Raw genomic sequence first — 20,323 nt, 5'->3', positions numbered from 1 at the left:
AAACGCGACGCCTCCCAGCGATTGATTGAGCGTTGCTTCAAATAATTGAGTATAGCTTTATTGTCTGGCAGAACAATAGCCGGTTACTGTCCCCGGAGGGCACCCGCCGGACGCAGCGCTATCGGGCGTCATCCGATCTGGAAACGGTCGCGGCACGCGTTCCGGTGATGTCGCGCCTGTCATGTAAAGTTCACATTGCCGTCACCGGACTGACGTATTTCCGCCGTAAGCTCCGGCCGTCCTATTCCCTCGCGACGGAGCACGAACATGCCTGCAAAAAAACACACCTTCACCCGGACAGCCATTTCACTCGCATTGGCGGGCACTGCACTACCCCTGGCTGGAATCAGCGCGGCGCAGGAGTCGGGCGCCGCCATAGAGGAGGTCAAGGTGTATGCGCAGCGCCGGGAACAGTCCGTGGAGGATGTCCCGATCAGCATCACCGCCTATAGCGGCGACCTGCTGGAGCGCGCCAATATTATCGAGCTCGACGCCCTGTCCGACGTCACGCCCGGCCTGGTCATCCAGGAGCAGAGTCCGAACAACCCTGGCTTCGTGATTCGTGGCATTACCTCTGACAGCGGATCGGCACAGGCCTCACCCCGCGTCTCCGTGTACTACAACGGCGTCGATGTGTCGCGCTCACGGGGTTCCTATTTCGAACTGTTCGACATCGAGCGGGTGGAGGTCGTCAAGGGTCCGCAGGCGACGCTCTTTGGCACCGCCGCCTCTGTCGGCGCCGTGAGTGTCTATACCAAAAAGCCGGAAGTGGCGCCGGCGGCGGCGCTCTCGCTGGGCGCAGGCAATTATGGCTCGCGGCTTGCCCGCGGTTTCGCCACCGGGGGCAACGAGACATTACAGGCGCGCATGGCCTTCATGTACCGGGAGCGCGACGGGTTCATCGACAACATTGCCGGCTCCGCGATTTCGCAGAATCCCGGCGGCCGCAGCCAGGGTGACATGCAGGCGATAGAGCGGCTGTCCCTGCGACCCTCACTGCGCTTTACGCCTACCGATAACCTGACCGTCGACCTGGTCTACAACTACGAGGAGAACGATGATTCCGGCACCTCGTTCAAGAACGGCCGTTTTGCGCCCACCGGCGGCGACACAAGCCCGTTCAGCTATGTGGAAATGAGCGGCAGCCCCGTTTCCGCTGAGGTGCTGGGCAAAGCCGATCTCGGGATCGAACGGGAGACACAGGACCTGAACCTGACCATGGAGTGGGCGCTGTCTCCCACGCTCACGCTGACATCCATCAGCGCCCGCCGGGAATTCGACTCGCTGGAAGTGTTCGATGCCGACGGCACGCAGGCCTGGTTTCTCGAGTTCGGGGAGGATGCCGAAGGCGAGCAGTTCAGCCAGGAGTTCCGCCTGGTGCACACGGGCGACAGGCTGACGACCATCGCCGGGGCAAACTACTTTACGGAAGACGGCTCCCAGCGGGTACCGTTCAGTACGGAGGAATCCATCTATCTGAACTGCGCAGGTGCACTGCCGCTGGGTATTCCGTGCATCAATGCCGACGGATCCGTCAACCTGCTGACGCCGATACTCACCGGCGGCGCGGTCCAGCAGCTGCCTTACCAGGCCGAGTTCGCCAACTACGGGAACAACGATATCTGGTCGATCTTTGCCGATTTCACCTGGGCCGCAACAGAGCGCATGGAGCTGACCGCCGGCCTTCGCTACGTCAGCGAGGATCGACGCAGTGGCTTCAGCGCCCTATCACCCAATGCCGTGATCGCACAGGCGCCCCTGCTGCCCGTCGTCTCCACCAACGGCGAGATCCTCGAGGCGTCGGGTTCCTTCGACGATTACCTGCCACGTTTCAATGTGCTGTACAGCCTGACGGACGAGACCAACCTCTACGCCACCATCGCCAAAGGACGCCGCTCGGAAGTCATTGACGTCGTCGCCGCCACTGGCACAGACGGCAGCGCTGTCGCCAACGTCACAGAGTCACCGGCGGAAATTGTCTGGAACTACGAGGCGGGTATCAAGGGCAGCGTGATGGACAGCCGTATCTCCTACGGTGCGTCGGTGTTCTACCAGGACTACTCTGACTTCCAGGTCACGCTGCAGGATGAGGCGGGCAATTTCTTCACCGCCAACGCGGGCGCAGCCACCAACCTCGGGGTCGAGATCGACGTCCGCGCGCTGCTGGGAACCGATATCGAGCTGTTCGCCAACACCGCCTGGATCGATGCCGAGATTGACAGGGATTCCAGCAACGGCACCCTGGCGGGCAACCGCTTCCGCCTGCAGCCCGAGTGGACCGCCAGCACGGGCCTGTTCTACGACCGTGATCTGTCGGGAGGCCTGAGCCTGACAGGCTCGCTTATCTACAGCTATCGCTCGGATGTGTTCTTTGAGCCTGAGAATGCCCCCATCGCAGGCATTGATATCAGCGAGGACGCCTACAGTCTTCTGAACCTGCGCCTCGGTGTCGCCAATCGCGCCTCCGGCTGGGAAGTCAGCGTATTTGCCAACAACCTTCTGGATGAGGAATACCTGGTGGACGCCGGCAATACCGGCGGCTCATTCGGCAACCCGACCTTCGTCGCCGGTCCGCCGCTGTTCTGGGGTGTGCAGGTTGACATGCGGTTCGGCGACTAGCCGCAGACGCGCCATGCCGGCCTCGCAAGCAGGCTGCTGTTCCACGACAGCAGCCTGCTTGCGCATCATCCCACCGCGTCTCAGGCTGTAAAGACTTCCCGGTGCACGCCCGCGATGCGGTAATCGCGGGTGTGCACGCTGTCGATAAACGTCCACTCGGCCTGCAGGTCCGACGCTGTTGCAGTCACCGTCAGGTAGCCACGCTGATGAAGGTTGCAGTACTGAAGATCGTCGATCAGCAGGGTCAGCCCCTCCGCCAGGCGCGCAGCGGTGTCGGCATTCATCTGGAAATACACCTCCATGCCTGGGGAGGTCACGCTGGACGTCGCCAGTTCGACGCCCACGGCGTTGCCGTTGCGGTCGGTCAACCGGCTGTGCCAGGCATTGTGCGTATCACCGGCCAGGCTGACAATCTGCTTGCCTGACTGCTGTGCCACGGCATACAGCTTTTCCCGCTCCGCCGGGTAGCCATCCCAGGCATCCAGGTTGTAGGGCGTGACGCGCTGCAGCCGGGCGAGATCCTGCTGGCTGAGCGACTCTCCCGCAAGCAGGCGGGACTTGAGCACCGCCAGCGCCTCAAGCCGCGCAGGAATATCACGGTAGGATTCGGCACCGAGAACCTCAGCCGGCATGAACATGCGCCCCATCAATACCTGCTGCCCGAGAACCTGCCAGGTAGCGTCAGAACCCGCCAGCTGCGCACCGAGCCAGGCGAGCTGGCTGTCGCCCAGCAGTGAACGGTCGGCCCGGGAAAGATCCGCAGAAAAGCCCTCGGCATCCATCTGGCCGGTCTCAGGATCGCGATAATCGGCGTAGTCGAGCTGCCTGTCCCGGGCGATGATCCGGGTATCCAGCATATGCAACGCCAGCAGCCCTCCGAAATCGAAGCTGCGGTATATCTGCTCGCTCGGCACACCCGCCGGTGGGCGGACGGGCAGCCATTCATGCCAGGCCTGTACGGCAGCGAGCTTGCGGGCATCGAAATCGCCCTCGTCCGGGGAGTGATTCTCGGCACCCTCGCGCCAGGTGTCATTGGCCACCTCGTGATCATCCCAGACCGCGATGCACGGCGCGGCTGCATGCATTGCCTGCAGGTCTTCATCACTGCGGTACAGGGCATAGCGGCGGCGATAGTCATCGAGGGTGTACAGCTCACCGGCATTGCTGTCGGGAAGCAGGCGTCCCAGCGCCTGCGCGCGCTCCGTGGCATAGCCGTTGGCGCCATACTCGTAGATATAGTCACCCAGGTGCACAAAGGCATCCAGATCATCCAGGCGACTCGCTTCCCGATAGGCATGAAAATACCCGGCCGGGTAGTTCGAACATGACAGAACCGCGAGCTTCACCGCAGCCACGCCCGCGGCGGGAAGCGTTCTCGCGCGGCCGACGCCGCTCTCGGCACTGGCCGACCTGAATCGGTAATAGTAGGTCTCACCCGGCTCGAGTTCGCGAACGTCGATCTTCACCGTGTAATCCCGTTCTACTGTGGCCTCGACAGTGCCACTGCGCAGCACCTCACGGAAGGCATCGTCCAACGCCAGCTCCCAGAACAGCGTAAGCGACGTGGGCGCACCGTCAGGGGTCGCTCGTGTCCACAGGATCATGCCATCCGACAGCGGGTCGCCGCTGGCCACGCCATGCGCAAAAGTCGCCGCAGAGAGCGCGGGCTGTTGCGCGAGTACCGACCGACCGGACAATGCGGTGGAAAGCACAACGCCGCCGCCCAGCAAAGAGGAAACGCGCAGGAAATCTCGCCTCGAGAACATCGTTAACACCTCTGAAAATCACGGAAATGCCGAAGCTACGCGACAACTGTTACCGCTTTGTGAATTTGCGTTACTTGCGATAATCCAGCGGCGGATCACGATCACCCAGCAGCGGCGTGTAGTCGAAATCCTCACCGCGGCGATCGACAAACTCATTGCGCGCTGCCGACAGCGCCTCCGGCGACTCGTAAAGTTCGGCGGCGGTAAGCGCCAGGGTCTTGGCGGCTACCAGCATGCCCTTCGTGCCAATGCTGGTGCCGCCCGAGGCAATGGCCTGCCACGAATGCGGCGCCGTACCCGGCACCCAGGTCGCCGCGCGCATCTCCGTGGTTGGCGCCATCCAGCTGACATCGCCCACATCCGTTGAACCCATGCCCTGCTCAAACTGCATGGGGTCGACACGCGACTCTGAACCGGCGAGAGCCTCCGCATCTTCGAGACTGTCGCGCAGTCGGCGGGCAAAGTCCGCCTCCTCTTCCGAGTACTGAACCCCACCGACGCGCACCAGGTTCGCGTGCATGATGGCGGAAAGGGTCTCGTTGGGCAGCTTGTTGAAGTTGCCGTGGATGACCTCGTACTCCAGCTCAGTGCCGGTGCCCAGTGCGGCCGCCTCGGCCACATCCATTACCCTATCCCACAGACCCTCCAGCACATCGCGTCGGGGATGCCGCAGGTAATAGAAAACCTCGGCATCATCCGGCACCACGTTCGGCGCGGAGCCACCACGGGTAATCACGTAATGAATACGCGTTTCCTGGGGAACGTGCTCGCGCATCATGTTGACCATGTAGTTCATGGCCTCGACGGCATCCAGGCTGGATCGCCCCCGCTCCGGCGCAACCGCCGCGTGGGACGAGATACCCCGGTAGCGGAACTTGGCCGACTTGTTGGCCAGGGATGTGGCGGGATTTGCCGCATTGCGATCGGAGGGGTGCCAGGAGAGCACGGCGTCCACGTCGTCAAACAGGCCGGCACGTACCATGTAGACTTTTCCCGAGCCACCCTCTTCCGCGGGCGTGCCATACAGCCGCACGGTCCCCGGGACGCTGTTTTTCTCCAGCCATTGCTTGATGGCGACCGCCGCCGCGACAGACCCTGCACCAAAAAGATGGTGGCCGCAGGCATGTCCCGCATTCACATCGTCACGCGGCTCCCGCTGCGGTGAGTCGGTCTGGGTGATCCCCGGCAGGGCGTCGAACTCAGCCAGTAGCGCGATAACCGGCCCACCCTCACCGTAGGATGCGATAAATGCCGTCGGGATATCGGCGACACCGGTAGCCACCGAAAAGCCTGACTCGACCAGAGCGTCCTGCAGCAGTCCGGAGCTGTCGTACTCCTGATAGCCGACCTCTGCCTTCTCCCAGATGGCGCGCGCCAGCGAACCGTAACGTCCGGCTGCGTCGTCCAGATAGGCCAGCATGGCATCGTCGCCCTCGGCACCCCTGGCGGAGCCCGCCAGCAGCGTGGCAAAGAGAAGGCTGAATGCGATCAATGGGCGCTGCATATGATATCCTCCGCGGTTGTTGTTTTTTCCGTCCAGTACCTTATCACTGTGACCGGTGAAAGCCATCCGCAGGACTGCATCATCCGTAGGTTGATAATTCGTTATTGCACAACAACATGCTGTCGCTGGCGCCTGTGCCGACGCAGTGACTATCCTTGACGTAGACTGGCGTGGGTTATGAAATACAAGGGTTCCCCCGGGTTTGATCATGCGCAGACACCGCGCATCGGCGTTCTGATAACCAATCTCGGCACGCCGGAGGCGCCCGAGAAGAAAGCGCTCAAACCTTACCTCAAGCAGTTCCTGTCGGATCCTCGCGTGGTAGAAGTACCCCGCCTGCTGTGGTGGTTTATCCTCAACGTGATCATTCTGAACGTTCGTCCGGCGCGCTCGGCCGAGGCCTACGCCACTGTCTGGGAGGAGGAGGGCTCACCCCTGCTCCTGCACACCCGCGATCAGGCCAGCGCATTGCAGGAAGCGCTCACACAGCGGCATGGTGATCGCATTCTGGTGGACTATGCCATGCGCTACGGCAGGCCTGCCGTGTCAAACCGGATTCAGGCAATGCTCAAGGCAGGCGTGCGCAAACTGGTTGTGATACCACTGTATCCACAGTATAGCGGGCCCACCGGGGGCTCGACGTTCGATGCCCTTGCCGAGGATTTCCGCGCTCGTCGCTGGCTGCCGGACCTGCGTTTCGTGGCGCAGTACCACGACCATCCCGGCTATATCCGGGCGCTGGCAGACAGCATCAAAGCCTACCGGGAGGCGCATGGTAGCGCCGACAAGCTGATTTTTTCCTACCACGGGGAGCCCTTGCGTTATCTTGAGGAGGGCGACCCTTACCACTGTCAGTGTCACAAGACCACACGCCTGGTGGCGGAGTCACTCGGACTCGCCGAGGACGACTACCTGACGACCTTCCAATCGCGTTTCGGCCGTGAGGAATGGCTGCAGCCCTACACCGATGAGACACTGAAAAGCCTGCCCGACCGGGGCGTCCGGAAAGTGCAGGTGGTCTGCCCCGGGTTTTCCGCTGACTGCCTGGAAACCATTGAGGAGATCGGTGAGGAAAACCGGGAATACTTCATGGACGCCGGCGGCGAGGACTACGCCTACATACCCTGCCTGAACGCAACGCCGGCGCATATCGATTTTCTGGCTGACCTGGCAGAAGAACAGCTGTCAGGATGGCTGGAAGAACGCACCGATCCGGCTCTGTCCGCCAGGCTGGCGGCAGAGATGGGCTACGTCCCCAAAAGCTGAGCCCTTCGACAGGTGCTGCTTATCGCTGCCTGGCCATGAGCGACCCCTCAGAGCCAGCGCCTGACCCGCGAGCAATAGGCGGCGTACTCGTCGCCAAACAGGTCCTGAAGCATCGCCTCCTCTGGGCGAACATAGCGCCAGTAGACGATTAGCAGGAACAGCGGCGGCACGATCAATGCCGACAGCGCGCCGACTGTGACGGCCACGCCGGCGAGAACCAGCGCCATCGCCAGATACATCGGATTGCGTGTGCGGGCGTAGACGCCGTTGGTTACCAGCACCTTCACGTCGCGAAAGGGCACCATCCCGGTCCCCGCCCGGGAGAACAGGCCGCCGGACACAACCAGCAGCGCGAGCCCGACCAGCATGATGATGCCGCCGATCAACTGGCTGACAGGACCGGTGTAGCGCAGCACGGGCGCAAATTCGTTCAGCGCAAAAATCCCCATGACGCCGAACACCAGCCACATGGGTGGATAGATTATCCGCTTGACCGTCATCGCTCCCTGAGCTCCTCCGGCGAGCTGTTTCTCCAATCCGTCTGAATGACCGCCGCATTATGCTGGTGCGCGCCTGCCGGCTCCAGATTGACAATGGCGTAGGCAATGCCCACGCCCAGAAGAAACACCACTGTCAGCTTGACACGGTCATGGCTGTGGAAATGCACTTCGGGCAGCAGATCGCTCAGGGCAATGCAGATGAATGCCCCGGCAGCAAAGGCGAGTGCCGCAGAAACCATATCCACCGGGTCGATGGCCACCAGGTCCACACCATAGTAGAACAGCAGTGCTCCGAGGGGACACAATAGGGCAAAGCCGATATTCACCAGTTTCATGGCGCCGCGTCCCCAGCCACCACTCTGCATGATCGCGGTAATCGACATGGCGTCCAGTGGCTTGTGCAGCAGAATGGCGAGGAACACCCCCGCGCCGAGCAGGTTGCCGACATCCGCCGTCTCAGCGCCGAGCAGTGCTGCACCCAGGGCCACGCCATCGATCAGGGTATGCAGTCCAAGGCCAAACGCGATGCCGACCCAGCTGAGCCGGTGCGCGGCTACCGGCGTGTCTGTGGAATCTTGACCATGAGCATGTCCGTGCGGATGGCAAGCCTCATGCGCCGACGACGACGCCACCGGATCAGGATCGATTTCGTGCTGATGAAAATGAAAGGCGCGCAGCAGCAACAGCATGACTACCAGGCCGACAACCAGCCACCACAGCGAGAAATCAATGGCGTCCGGCACCGGCCGCATGACGATGCTGTGAGGCAACAGGTGGTAGAACGCCACCCCGAGCATGAGCCCGGAAACCAGGCTCATTGCCAGCTGGGTGCGTGTATGGGTCATCCGGACAACGTTGGGCAGCAGGCCACCCAGCAGTGATGCCGCGGCAATCGCCGCACTGTAGAACACGAGGAGTGTGCCGGGATAATCAGTCATGGAAATCTGCCACCACCAGATTGTCGCGGTGAATGAGCTCCTCATCGCCAGCATAACCCAGCAGTGCAGGAATGGCCGCCGAACTGCGACCGGCAATAAGGCGAGCCTCCGACGCACCGTAGTTGATCATACCGCGCGCCACCTCGCGGCCCCTCTCATCACAGCAGGCAACCACATCACCGCGGCGAAAATCGCCCTCGACATCGCTTACACCAACCGGCAGCAGACTGCGCCCTGACTCACGGATCACGTGCACGGCGCCGTCATCCAGCCGCAGTCTGCCACCTAGCTGGAGCAGCCCCGCCAGCCACTGCCGCCGCGCACTCTGCGGCTGACGCCCGTTGCGCAACCAGGTACCCACACTATCGCCACGGGTAACGGCCTGAATGACGTCATCGAGGCGCCCGCCGGCGATAACGGTCTGTGTGCCTGAGCGAGCGGCAAGGCGAGCCGCGCGCAGCTTGGTCACCATGCCGCCACGACCGAGCGCACCGCCGTCGCCGACCATGCCATCCAGGCGAGCATCGTGAACATCGACTTCTGTCAGCAGCTGCGCCCCCGGCTGCAGACGGGGATCCGCGTCAAACAGGCCATCCTGATCTGTCAGCAGCAGGAGAGCGTCGGCATCGATCAGATTGGCGACCAGTGCGGCCAGGGAATCGTTATCGCCGAAGCGGATTTCCTCGGTCGCGACGGTATCGTTCTCGTTCACGATCGGCAGGACATTAAGGCGCAGAAGCGTGGTCAGGGTGCCGCGGGCATTCAGGTAGCGATCGCGGGCAGCGACATCATCGTGGCCGAGCAGAATCTGCGCCGTTGCCAGGCCGTGTCGCTGGAACGCCTGCTCGTAGTGCTGCAGCAGAATAGACTGGCCGACAGCGGCGGCGGCCTGAAGGTCGTGCAGCGCCGCGGGGCGACGCGGCCAACCCAGCCTTACCACACCCGCCGCAACCGCGCCGCTCGACACCAGTACCACCTCGCAGCCGGCACCGCGCAGCAGCGCCACCTGCTGCGCCAACCGGCTGATCATGGTCATATCGAGACCCCGCCCGTCATTGGTCAGCAGCGCGCTGCCAACCTTGACGACCCAGCGCCGGGCAGCAGACAGCGCAGTGCGCGTCGCCGGCGGTTCAGGGGCGGCTTTCACGGCGCGTATTCGACCTCGACATCGTCTTCATCATCGCTACCGTCATCCTCGCGACCCCGGGAAGCACGATGCTGCGCCCGCAGTGACTCGATGCGCGCACGCGCCTCGATCTGCATACGGCGCTGGGCGTCGTCTTCCTGCGCCGCCATCTCCGGATCCGCGTCCTCTTCCCGACGCCGCTCCTCGAGCCAGCTCATGATGTCCTGGCACAGACGGGTCGTGCCTTCCCCGCTGATCGCGGAGATGGCGTAAAGGGGCCCCTGCCAGGAGAGCGCATCGACGATTCGTGTCCTGATGTCGGCGAGGGATTCCTCGTCAATCAGGTCAGTCTTGTTCAGCACCAGCCAGCGTGGACGGGCGGCAAGTGCCGGGCTGAATGCCGACAGCTCGCGGGCGATGGCAGCCGCGGCGTCCACCGGGTCTCCGCCATCTGGCGGAGCAACGTCCACCAGATGCAGAAGGATACGGTTGCGTGTCAGGTGCTTGAGAAAGCGAACACCGAGACCGGCACCCTCGGAGGCACCTTCAATCAGGCCAGGGATATCAGCCACCACAAAACTGCGATAGGCATCCACCTTGACCACGCCCAGATTGGGCACAAGCGTGGTAAAAGGATAATCGGCGACGCGTGGACGTGCCGCTGACACCGCGCGTATGAAGGTGGATTTACCGGCGTTTGGCAGCCCCAGAAGACCGACGTCCGCGAGCACCTTGAGCTCCAGCTTCAGCGTCCGGTGCTCGCCTTCAGAGCCGGGCGAAGTCTGTCGCGGGGCGCGATTTACCGAGGATTTGTAGCGGGTATTGCCAAGACCGTGAAAGCCGCCGCGCGCCACCACCAGCCGGGCGCCCGACTCCGACAGATCACCGAGCACCTCACCCCTGTCCTCGTCGATGACCGTGGTGCCCACGGGTACGCGAAGAACGAGATCCTCGCCACTGGCGCCGGTGCAGTTGCGGCCCCGGCCCGGCTCGCCATTGGGGGCGCGATAGGCACGCTGGTAGCGATAATCCACCATGGTGTTCAGTGCGCTGTCGGCCTGCATGATCACGCTGCCGCCATCGCCGCCGTCGCCGCCATCGGGGCCGCCGCGCTCGATATACTTTTCACGGCGAAAACTCAGGCAGCCGCTGCCGCCGTTGCCCGCGAAGACCTTGATGGTCGCCTCATCTACGAATTTCATAAGCTGGATTCTACTCCGCGCTGGCGCAGGGCGGCAGCATTGGTCAAAAAGACCCGCACGCGGCGCAAAAAAAAGCCCCGTCGGATGACGAGGCTTCCGGACTCGCTACCGGTTGCGCGCTACGCGCCGGTTACCTGAACAAACTTGCGCCCGTTAGGACCACGGGTAACGAACTCAACTGTGCCATCAACCGTGGCAAACAGGGTATGGTCCTTGCCGCAGCGGACATTTTCACCGGGGTGAAAGCGCGTACCACGCTGACGCACCAGGATGTTGCCTGCTGTCACTGCCTGCCCGCCGAAGCGCTTCACGCCCAGACGTTTGCTTTCCGAATCGCGACCGTTGCGGGTACTGCCGCCTGCTTTCTTGTGTGCCATTGCCGATTACCTCCAAAAAGTGACTGTGGGCCGACTGACTACGCCGTAATGCCCGTGATCTTGACTTCGGTGTACCACTGGCGGTGACCGGTCTCGTTCCGGTAGTGCTTGCGGCGGTTGAACTTCACAATCTTCACTTTCTTGTGACGGCCCTGGGTTATCACTTCTGCCGTGACCTTGCTGCCCTCAAGCAGTGGACGACCGATCTTGACGTCACCGTCTCCGCCCACCATCAGGACACGATCGAATTCGACGGTCTCACCGGTGGCGGCTTCAATTTTCTCAAGCTTGAGGAGCTCGCCTTCGACAACGCGATGCTGCTTGCCGCCGCTTTCTATTACTGCGTACATGTCTTTCTCCGTTCAGTTCGCCTTCCCGCAGGTCTAAACAGCATCGCAACGGCGATGGGCAGGGCCAGGCACAAACAGGCTCGATGCCGAGCGAGGCTTCGAGGGGGCGCAGATTCTACTGCATAACATGCGTTGGGGACAACAGGTAATTGTTACCGGCCACGCCGGCCGGGTCGTGCCGGGGGTCCCTCGGGGCCGCCGGAACGCCGCTTGACAGCGCACGGGGCGCGACCTAGCATTCGCGGGCATTTTCACGCCCTAAGTCATCTATGCAAAACATCCGAGCCGTTGTCGAGCGCGAGTTCGATCAGGTCAACACCCTGATCATTGAGCAACTCGAATCCGACGTCGACATGGTCGAGAACATCGGTCACTACATCGTGGACGCTGGCGGCAAGCGCCTGCGGCCGCTGCTTGCCCTGCTGTCAGCCGCCGCCATCGGTGAATGCACGCCGCGGCACATCTGCTTTGCCGCGGTCATCGAGTTCATTCACACCGCGACGCTGCTGCATGATGATGTGGTTGACCTGTCAGAGCTGCGCCGCGGAAGACTCACCGCCAACGCCGCGTTCGGCAATGCGCCGTCAGTGCTGGTAGGAGACTTTCTCTACACGCGGGCATTCCAGCTCATGGTCAGCCTGGACGACATGGCGCTGCTGTCACAGATGGCGGACACCACCAACATGATCGCTGCAGGAGAAGTGCTGCAGCTGGCTCGCGCCGGTGACGCCAGCACCAGCGAAACCCAGTACCTCGATGTCATCACCCGCAAGACCGCTGTGCTGTTCGCGGCTGCCTGCCGCGGTGCCGCGCAGCTGCATGGCGACGGACACCCACACGCTCAGGACCTGTACGACTTCGGCCTGCACCTGGGGATTGCGTTCCAGATGATCGATGACGTGCTCGACTACGAAGGCGACCCCGCGGCAATGGGCAAGAATGTCGGCGACGACCTGACCGAGGGCAAGCCCACCCTGCCCCTCATTCACGTCATCAGCAGCGGCACCGGGACACAGGCGTCACTGGTCAGCGCTGCCATCACGGGCAAACGGGCAGACCAGCTTGAGGCTATCATGCAGGCGATCACCGACTGCGATAGCCTCGGCTATACCCGCCGCGCCGCAATATCGCACCGCGACCAGGCCCTGGCCTGCCTGGCACGACTCCCCGAAAGCCCCGCACGCAACGCCATGCAGGCCCTGGCGGCATTGTCGGTCGACCGCAGTCACTGAAGCTCCGCCGTTACCGGCACGCAACAGACGGGCGCGCAGCAATTGCCCCTGAGCGGGGTGCTACCTATACTCAGCCTGCCATTCACACCAGTGACAGCCATGACCCTGCTCGATTCACAGGAAGGTCGCGACCTGACCGTGCAGGCATCACGCCTTCAGGGGCAGAGCATTGCGGCACTGCTCTCGGCGGATGCCACGCGACCCCAGGCCTTCAGCTGCGAGGCCGCGGGCCTGCATCTCGACTTCTCCAGGCACCTTCTCGACACCTTCACACTGGAAAACCTGCTGTCCCTTGCGCGACGAGCAGACATGCAGGCGCGCATCGCCGCACTTTTTGCCGGTCGCGAGGTCAATCACACGGAAAAACGCCCCGCCCTGCACATGCTGCTGCGGGCGAGCGCAGCGGATAACCACGCCGCACGCTTTGCCGAGGTTGTGGCCACGCGGGAACGCATGCGGGAACACGTGGAGACGCTGCGCAGCCAGCGGCAAACGGGCTTTACCGGCGAGCCGATCAGCGACGTGGTCAACCTGGGTATCGGCGGCTCGGACCTGGGGCCACGGCTGACCAGCGAGGCCCTTGCTCCGGCCTGCCCCGCCCCGCCGCGCGTTCACTACGCCGCCAACATTGACCCGGAGGACCTGCGCAGCGTCATTGCGCCACTGAATCCGGCCACCACGTTGTTCATCGTCTGCTCCAAATCCTTCAGTACCGAGGAAACCCTGCACAACGCCCTCGCCGCCCGCCGCTGGCTGCAGGACGCGGGCGCGTCGGAGAAGGATCTTGCGCGGCATTTTCTCGCGGTGACCAGTCATCTGCAGGCCGCCGAGGAGTTCGGTATTCCACCGGATAACTGCCTGCCACTGTGGGACTGGGTGGGCGGTCGCTACTCACTGTGGTCAGCCATAGGGCTCAGCACCGCGATCGCGATAGGCTGGGAGGCGTTCTGCGAACTGCTTCGCGGCGCCGAGACCATGGACCGGCATTTCCGCGACACGTCACCCGAGAGCAATCTGCCCCTGCTGATGAGCCTGCTGGAAATCTGGTGCTGTCATTTCCTTGGGGCGACCAATCACGCCGTGCTGCCCTACGCCTATCGTCTGCGTCGCCTGCCGGATTTCCTGCAGCAGCTGACGATGGAAAGCAACGGCAAGCGCGTGAACCGCAGCGGCGACACCGTCGGCTATCACACGGCGCCCGTGCTCTGGGGCGCCGCAGGGACGACCGGCCAGCATTCTTTCCACCAGCTGCTGCACCAGGGCACACACCTGTGTCCCGTGGATTTCATTCTGCCGCTGGCGCCGGCAGACGCAGACGAGGACGAGGACGGGCGCCATGGCCGCCTGGTTGCCAACTGCCTGGCACAGAGTCGTGCGTTGACGGTGGGGCGCAGCGCGGCTGCGGCAGAGGACTCCCTGCGACAGCGCGGCCGCGATGACGACGCTGAGTGGCTGGCGCCGCACCTGGCGATACCCGGCAACCGGCCGCACAGTGTGCTGTCATTCGAGCGCCTGACCCCTCACAGCCTGGGGGCGTTGCTCGCGCTGTATGAGCACCGCACCTTCTGCAGCAGCGTTATTTGGGATATCAATGCCTTCGACCAGTGGGGCGTTGAGCTCGGCAAGAACATCGGTCGGCAGGTACACGAGGTCATGCTCGGTCCCGCAGCGGAGGACGCGAATGAACCGGCGTCAACGCTGGATGCCGCGACCGCAGCGCTCATTCAGCGCTGGCGCGACGCCAACGCCTGACGGACGACCGCTCAGGCGGCGTCGATCAGCGCCAGAATCTCAGCGGTTCTCGCGGTCATCAACGCAGCATCGCCGCGACTTTCCACGTTCAGACGCACAACGGGCTCGGTGTTGGAGCAGCGAAGATTGAAGCGCCAGTCGGCAAAGCTGACGCTCAGTCCATCCACATGCTCCACCGACTGCGCATCCGGGCCATAGCGCCGCTCCATGGTTTCCAGCAGCGCAACCGGGTCGTTCACTGTACGGTTGATCTCGCCGCTGCAGGGGTAGGCTGCCATGCGCTGCTCTACCATGTGACCCAGGCTCTGCTGGCGGTCGCTGATCAGCCCTGCAACCAGCAGCCAGGGAATCATGCCGCTGTCGCAATAGGCAAAATCGCGAAAATAGTGATGGGCGCTCATCTCGCCACCGTAGATGGCGTTTTCCTGGCGCATGCGTTCCTTGATAAATGCATGCCCGGTCTTGCTCTCCACGGCACGGCCCCGACCTGCGGCGACAATATCCCGCGTATTCCAGGTCAGCCTGGGATCATGCACGATGGCCTCGTCCGGATGGTCGCGCAGGAAGGCCTCGGCCAGCAGGCCGACAAGGTAGTAGCCCTCGATAAAGTCACCGTTCGCGTCGAAGAAAAAACAGCGATCGAAATCGCCATCCCAGGCAATCGCCATGTCCGCGGCGTGGCTGCGCACTGCCGCCGCTGCAGCCCCGCGATTCTCGGCCAGCAGTGGATTGGGCACGCCATTGGGGAAGTGACCGTCAGGCTCGTGGTTGATCCTGATGAACTCGAAGGGCAGATGCGGCTCCAGCAGGTCGATAATGCGACCCGCGCCGCCATTTCCGGGATCCGTCACGATGCGCAGCGGCGCGAGGGATGACCGGTCAATATAGCCCAGCAGGTGCGCGATGTAGGCGTCATCCGTATCCAGCGGCTGCAGGTCTCCCCGACGCGATACCGGTGCAAAGCGGTTCTTCGCGGCGCGGTCGCGAATGTCGAAAAGTCCCGTGTCGCCAGAAACCGGCCGCGACCCCGCGCGGACGAATTTCATGCCGTTGTAGTCCTTGGGATTGTGGCTGGCGGTGACCGCGATACCCCCGTCCATGGCGCTGTGACTGGTGGCGAAATAGATTTCCTCGGTTCCCGCCAGGCCAATGTCGAAGACATCGGCGCCCTGGTCACGCAGCCCCTCACTCAGGGCAGCCTTGATCAGCTCGCTCGACAGCCGCACATCGTGACCGACTACTACGCGCCTTGCGTCCAGAACCTCCGCAAAGGCACGGCCGATGCGGTAGGCGATATCCTCGTTGAGCTGGTCGGGAACACGGCCGCGCACGTCATAGGCCTTGAAACAGCTCATGTCCACATTCGTCACGGCGATCAATCCTTCAGGGCTGCTGGTAGACGTTGTTGTAAACGTAGTCGGTGGCCTCGACAAAGCCCGGAACGCTGCCGCAGTCAAAGCGCCGTCCCTTGAATTTGTAGGCCATGACGCAGCCGCGCGTGGCCTGGGTCTGCAGGGCATCGGTGAGCTGTATCTCACCGTTGGCGCCCGGCGGCGTCTCGCGGATGATGTCGAAGATATCAGGGGTGAGTATGTAGCGGCCGATAATCGCCAGATTCGAGGGTGCGTCCTCGGGCTTCGGCTTTTCCACCATGCGGTCAACGCGATAAATGCCATCTTTCAATGACTCACCGGCGATGACGCCGTACTTGTGCGTCTGGTCCGGGGGCACTTCCATGATGGCGACGATTGAGCAGCGGAACTGGCGGTACAGCTCCACCATCTGGCTGAGGACACCGGGACCGTCCTCGTTCAGGCACAGATCGTCAGACAGGAGCACGCCGAAGGGTTCGTTCCCGATCAGCGTTTCACCGGTGAGAATCGCATGCCCGAGTCCTTTCATTTCCCGCTGGCGCACCATGGTGAACGTGCCTTTATCGAGAACATTGCGGATGCTGTCGAGATAGGCTTCCTTGCCGGTTCCGGCAATCTGGTGCTCGAGTTCGTAACTGATGTCGAAATGATCGGCGATGGCACGCTTGCCGCGCCCGGTGACCATGGCGCAGGTCGTCATCCCCGCCGCGATCGCCTCCTCGACGCCGTACTGCACCAGCGGCTTGTTCACCACGGGCAGCATTTCTTTCGGCATGCTTTTTGTGGCGGGCAGAAATCGCGTTCCGTAGCCTGCAACCGGAAACATACATTTGGAAATCATGGGCCTCTCCGTTCCTGATGAACTGTCCTGTCGCCGCCGGCGGGCAAATCAGCCGCTGCGACCGTATTTGTCCTCAAAGCGGACGATATCGTCCTCGCCGAGGTAGCTTCCTGTCTGCACTTCGATAAGCTCCAGGGGAATCTTGCCCGGATTGGCCAGACGGTGCCGGTGACCCAGTGGGATGTAGGTCGATTCGTCTTCGCCGAGCATAAAGGTTTTCTCCTCGCAGGTAACCTCGGCGGTGCCTCTGACGACGATCCAGTGCTCAGCGCGATGGTGATGCATCTGCAGGGACAGTGTCCCCCCCGGGTTGACGATAATCCGCTTCACCTGGAAGCGCTCGGATACCACCAGTGACTCGTAGCTGCCCCAGGGACGATACACCCGGTGGTGCAGGGATGCCTCACTGCGGCCCTCTTCCCGCAGGCGCGTGACGATGCGCTTTACGTCCTGCACGCGATGCCGGCTGGCGACCAGAATGGCGTCGGCGGTTTCCACCACCACCAGGTCATCGATGCCCGCGGCAGCCAGCAGCCGCGACTCGCTGCGCAGGTAGCTGCCGCGACAGTCTTCGGCGATGACATCGCCCTGCAGCACGTTGCCATCTTGATCCTGCGCGGATACCTCCCACAGCGTCGACCAGGCGCCGACATCACTCCAGCCACAGTCGAGAGGCACAACGGCGCCGCGCGTCGTTCGCTCCATGACCGCGTAATCAATACTGTCGCTCGCCGATGCGGCAAACGCCGCGCGATCCGGTCGCACGAAGTCCAGATCCGACGATGCCGCCGCCATCGCGGCCCGGCAGTGCTGCGCCATGTCCGGCGCATAGTTGCCCAGTTCCTCAAGGTAGGTCGCCGCGCGCAGCAGGAACATGCCGGAATTCCACAGAAAATCCCCGCTCTCGACGTAGGCGCTCGCGGTATCGGCGTCGGGCTTCTCGAAAAACGCGCGCAGCTCGAAGCCGGCCTCACCCACCGCGTCGCCCCGCTGTATGTAGCCATAGCCGGTCTCCGGTGACGCGGGTACAACACCGAATGTCACCAGGTAGCCATCCTCGGCAAGGGGCATGGCAGCGGCCACCGCGTCGGTGAAGGCGGCGGTATCCTTGATGATGTGATCTGCCGGGAGGACCAGCAGAATCGCCTCCTGGTCGGTCTCGAGTGCCTGCAGCGCCGCCAGCGCTACCGCAGGCGCCGTATTGCGCCCCTCCGGCTCCAGCAGGATCCCTGCGGGCTGCACGGACAGCTGCCGCAACTGTTCAGCCACCATGAAGCGGTGCTCCTCGTTGCAGACGACCAGTGGTGCAGACGCGCGCAGCGCCGAGGTCCTTTCCAGGGTGGCCTGCAGCATGGAAAGCTCACTGGCCAGCGGCAGAAACTGCTTGGGATGCGCTTCCCGGGAGACGGGCCACAGGCGGCTCCCCACACCACCGGACAAAAGAACGGGAACTAACATAGCTTATCTGGCTTCCTTGCTTGTGACTGTAATGCCCGGCATCCGTTGACCTGACATGTCAGACCGGGCTGCGCGCAGCGACTTCATTCTACCCGAGCCCTCCGTGGCGCCTCCAGCCATGGACGCCGGGCCGCGAGTCTGGACTTGTCGCCCGCATTCATTAAAATATGCAGCAGGCCGGAACCTACCCACATCCACATACCGGTGCAGCCCCGACAACACATCCCAACCACCATTCTCTTGCACCGCAACCAACGGACGCACCATGACCGGAAAAAGCAGTTATGCCAAGGACGAGCTGATAAAGTGCGGCACGGGTCAACTTTTTGGCGCGGGCAATGCACAGCTGCCCGTGGATGAGATGCTGATGCTCGACCGCATTACTCATATCAGCGCCGATGGTGGCAGCCACGGCAAGGGCGAGATCATTGCAGAGCTGGACGTCACCCCCGACCTGTGGTTTTTTCAGTGTCATTTTCCGGGCGACCCTGTCATGCCAGGCTGCCTCGGCCTCGACGCAATGTGGCAACTGCTCGGCTTCTATCTGGGCTGGCGCGGTAATCCGGGACGGGGCCGCGCACTGGGATCCGGTGAGGTCAAGTTCAGCGGCCAGGTTCTGCCCACTGCACGTCTGGTGACCTACCGCATTCAGCTCAAGCGCGTGATCGAGCGCAAGCTGATCATGGGCATTGCAGATGGTACGCTGTCGGTGGACGGCAGGGATATCTACCAGGCTAACGACCTCAGGGTGGGCCTGTTTCAGTCAACGGAGTCATTCTGAACCATGACAAGACGAGTCGTCATTACGGGTCTGGGCATTGTGTCATGTCTCGGCAACGACGCAGACAGCGTGGCTGATTCCCTGTTCAACGGGCGCTCCGGCATTGCCTTGCGCGAGGAACAGGTGGAGATGGGCATGCGCTCGCACATTGCCGGCGCGCCCGACATCAACCCGGCAGAGCACATCGACCGCAAACAATTGCGCTTCATGGCGGACGCTGCCGCCTTCGCCTACATTTCCATGCAGCAGGCCATTGCCGATGCCGGGCTCAAGGACACGGAGATATCGAACCCGCGCACGGGCATTATCGCCGGGTCGGGTGGCGCCTCCTCAGCCAGTCAGACAGAAGCGGCCGATATTCTCAGAGCGCGCGGATTGCGCCGCGTCGGCCCCTATCGGGTCACGCAGACCATGGGCAGTACCGTTTCCGCCTGTCTGGCGACACCCTTCCGTATCAAGGGAATCAACTACTCCATATCCTCGGCCTGCTCTACCAGCGCCCACTGCATAGGCTCGGCGATGGAGCAGATACAGCTCGGCAAGCAGGATCGCGTCTTTGCCGGCGGCGGCGAAGAACTGCACTGGACCCTGAGCAGCCTGTTTGATGCCATGGGCGCGCTGTCCACGCGCTACAACGACACACCGGAACGCGCTTCCCGGGCCTACGACGCGAACCGGGACGGCTTCGTTATCGCCGGCGGTGGCGGCATGCTGGTGCTCGAGGAACTCGAAGTTGCCCGCGCCCGAGGCGCGAAGATCTACGCCGAACTGGTCGGCTACGGCGCCACTTCCGACGGCCACGACATGGTCGCGCCATCGGGCGAGGGTGCCATGCGCTGCATGCAGCAGGCACTGGCGACAGTGGACGGCCCGGTGGACTACATCAACGCCCATGGAACGAGCACGCCCGCCGGCGACATCCAGGAGCTCAAGGCCGTGCGCTCGGTATATGCCGAGCGCGAGGATGCCATGCCTGCCATCGGGTCCACAAAATCACTGTCCGGCCATTCCCTGGGTGCCGCGGGCGTGCAGGAAGCGATCTACAGTCTTCTCATGCAGCAACGGGGCTTTATTGCCGCCTCGGCCAATATCGAGGAACTCGACCCCGAAGCTGACGGCATGCCGATCGCGATCGAACGCCGGGAGAACGTCACCCTGCAGCAGGTCATGTCGAACAGCTTCGGCTTCGGCGGGACAAATGCGTCACTGGTGTTCTCGCGCTGGCAGGACGACTGACC

General features: G+C 62.8%; 17 protein-coding genes. 6 read left to right on the top strand and 11 right to left on the bottom strand.

Going from position 1 to position 20,323, the window contains the following annotated elements:
• Positions 1-267 precede the first annotated feature (267 nt).
• Positions 268-2,619 (top strand): TonB-dependent receptor, encoded by a 2,352-nt coding sequence (locus EV688_RS16180; protein WP_117319509.1) that lies wholly within the window; start codon positions 268-270, stop codon positions 2,617-2,619.
• A gap of 80 nt (positions 2,620-2,699) precedes the next feature.
• Here EV688_RS16180 and EV688_RS16175 read toward each other — a convergent pair whose 3' ends face one another.
• Both EV688_RS16175 and EV688_RS16170 read right to left on the bottom strand, forming a co-directional pair.
• Positions 2,700-4,385, bottom strand: a complete 1,686-nt coding sequence (locus EV688_RS16175) for an alkaline phosphatase D family protein (RefSeq protein WP_117319510.1) — start codon at positions 4,383-4,385, stop codon at positions 2,700-2,702.
• Between the two features lie 70 nt (positions 4,386-4,455).
• Positions 4,456-5,889, bottom strand: coding sequence for an amidohydrolase (locus tag EV688_RS16170; RefSeq protein ID WP_117319559.1), 1,434 nt, complete (start codon positions 5,887-5,889; stop codon positions 4,456-4,458).
• A 177-nt stretch (positions 5,890-6,066) separates the two neighbouring features.
• Between EV688_RS16170 and hemH the strand changes: the two genes are divergently transcribed.
• Positions 6,067-7,155 (top strand): ferrochelatase, encoded by a 1,089-nt coding sequence (gene hemH / locus EV688_RS16165; RefSeq protein WP_117319511.1) that lies wholly within the window; start codon positions 6,067-6,069, stop codon positions 7,153-7,155.
• A 47-nt stretch (positions 7,156-7,202) separates the two neighbouring features.
• Here hemH and EV688_RS16160 read toward each other — a convergent pair whose 3' ends face one another.
• From EV688_RS16160 to rplU, 6 genes are all read right to left on the bottom strand, one after another.
• On the bottom strand, positions 7,203-7,655 hold the full coding sequence (locus EV688_RS16160) for a methyltransferase family protein (RefSeq protein WP_117319512.1): 453 nt from the start codon (positions 7,653-7,655) through the stop codon (positions 7,203-7,205).
• Positions 7,652-8,593 carry a ZIP family metal transporter gene (locus EV688_RS16155; protein ID WP_117319513.1) on the bottom strand — a complete coding sequence of 314 codons (942 nt, stop codon included), beginning with the start codon at positions 8,591-8,593 and terminating at the stop codon, positions 7,652-7,654. Before EV688_RS16155 ends, EV688_RS16160 begins: the two co-directional genes overlap by 4 nt.
• Positions 8,586-9,740, bottom strand: coding sequence for a glutamate 5-kinase (gene proB, locus EV688_RS16150; RefSeq protein WP_117319514.1), 1,155 nt, complete (start codon positions 9,738-9,740; stop codon positions 8,586-8,588). Before proB ends, EV688_RS16155 begins: the two co-directional genes overlap by 8 nt.
• Complete coding sequence (gene cgtA, locus EV688_RS16145; RefSeq protein ID WP_117319515.1) at positions 9,737-10,921, bottom strand: Obg family GTPase CgtA; 1,185 nt, start codon at positions 10,919-10,921, stop codon at positions 9,737-9,739. The genes proB and cgtA overlap by 4 nt, the downstream gene beginning before the upstream one ends.
• Positions 10,922-11,040: 119 nt before the next feature.
• Entirely contained in the window at positions 11,041-11,298 is a 258-nt protein-coding gene (gene rpmA, locus EV688_RS16140; protein WP_117319516.1) for a 50S ribosomal protein L27, read from the bottom strand.
• A 38-nt stretch (positions 11,299-11,336) separates the two neighbouring features.
• Positions 11,337-11,648 (bottom strand): 50S ribosomal protein L21, encoded by a 312-nt coding sequence (rplU, locus tag EV688_RS16135; protein WP_117319517.1) that lies wholly within the window; start codon positions 11,646-11,648, stop codon positions 11,337-11,339.
• Positions 11,649-11,917: 269 nt separating this feature from the next.
• Here rplU and EV688_RS16130 point away from each other — a divergent pair, with 269 nt between their 5' ends.
• Together EV688_RS16130 and pgi are read left to right on the top strand one after the other, a co-directional pair.
• Complete coding sequence (locus tag EV688_RS16130) at positions 11,918-12,880, top strand: polyprenyl synthetase family protein (protein ID WP_117319518.1); 963 nt, start codon at positions 11,918-11,920, stop codon at positions 12,878-12,880.
• A 99-nt stretch (positions 12,881-12,979) separates the two neighbouring features.
• On the top strand, positions 12,980-14,632 hold the full coding sequence (gene pgi, locus EV688_RS16125) for a glucose-6-phosphate isomerase (protein WP_162884004.1): 1,653 nt from the start codon (positions 12,980-12,982) through the stop codon (positions 14,630-14,632).
• A gap of 11 nt (positions 14,633-14,643) precedes the next feature.
• Here the strand turns inward: pgi and EV688_RS16120 are convergent, their stop codons facing one another.
• The 3 genes from EV688_RS16120 to EV688_RS16110 are packed head-to-tail and all read right to left on the bottom strand — an operon-like array spanning position 14,644 to position 18,304.
• Positions 14,644-15,987, bottom strand: a complete 1,344-nt coding sequence (locus EV688_RS16120; protein ID WP_117319561.1) for a phosphohexomutase domain-containing protein — start codon at positions 15,985-15,987, stop codon at positions 14,644-14,646.
• Between the two features lie 28 nt (positions 15,988-16,015).
• A complete protein-coding gene (galU, locus tag EV688_RS16115; RefSeq protein WP_117319519.1) occupies positions 16,016-16,846 on the bottom strand; it encodes a UTP--glucose-1-phosphate uridylyltransferase GalU in 831 nt (276 codons plus the stop codon).
• 48 nt (positions 16,847-16,894) lie between these two features.
• Complete coding sequence (locus tag EV688_RS16110) at positions 16,895-18,304, bottom strand: mannose-1-phosphate guanylyltransferase/mannose-6-phosphate isomerase (protein ID WP_117319520.1); 1,410 nt, start codon at positions 18,302-18,304, stop codon at positions 16,895-16,897.
• 265 nt (positions 18,305-18,569) lie between these two features.
• Between EV688_RS16110 and fabA the strand changes: the two genes are divergently transcribed.
• Positions 18,570-19,085, top strand: a complete 516-nt coding sequence (fabA, locus tag EV688_RS16105; RefSeq protein ID WP_117319521.1) for a 3-hydroxyacyl-[acyl-carrier-protein] dehydratase FabA — start codon at positions 18,570-18,572, stop codon at positions 19,083-19,085.
• Positions 19,086-19,088: 3 nt separating this feature from the next.
• Positions 19,089-20,321, top strand: coding sequence for a beta-ketoacyl-ACP synthase I (gene fabB / locus EV688_RS16100; RefSeq protein WP_117319522.1), 1,233 nt, complete (start codon positions 19,089-19,091; stop codon positions 20,319-20,321).
• Positions 20,322-20,323 lie beyond the last annotated feature (2 nt).

The organism is Chromatocurvus halotolerans, from assembly GCF_004340525.1.
Lineage (GTDB): Bacteria > Pseudomonadota > Gammaproteobacteria > Pseudomonadales > Halieaceae > Chromatocurvus > Chromatocurvus halotolerans.
The sequence above is the reverse complement of the archived record's forward strand: the minus strand, read 5'-3'. Positions and strand labels throughout refer to the sequence as shown.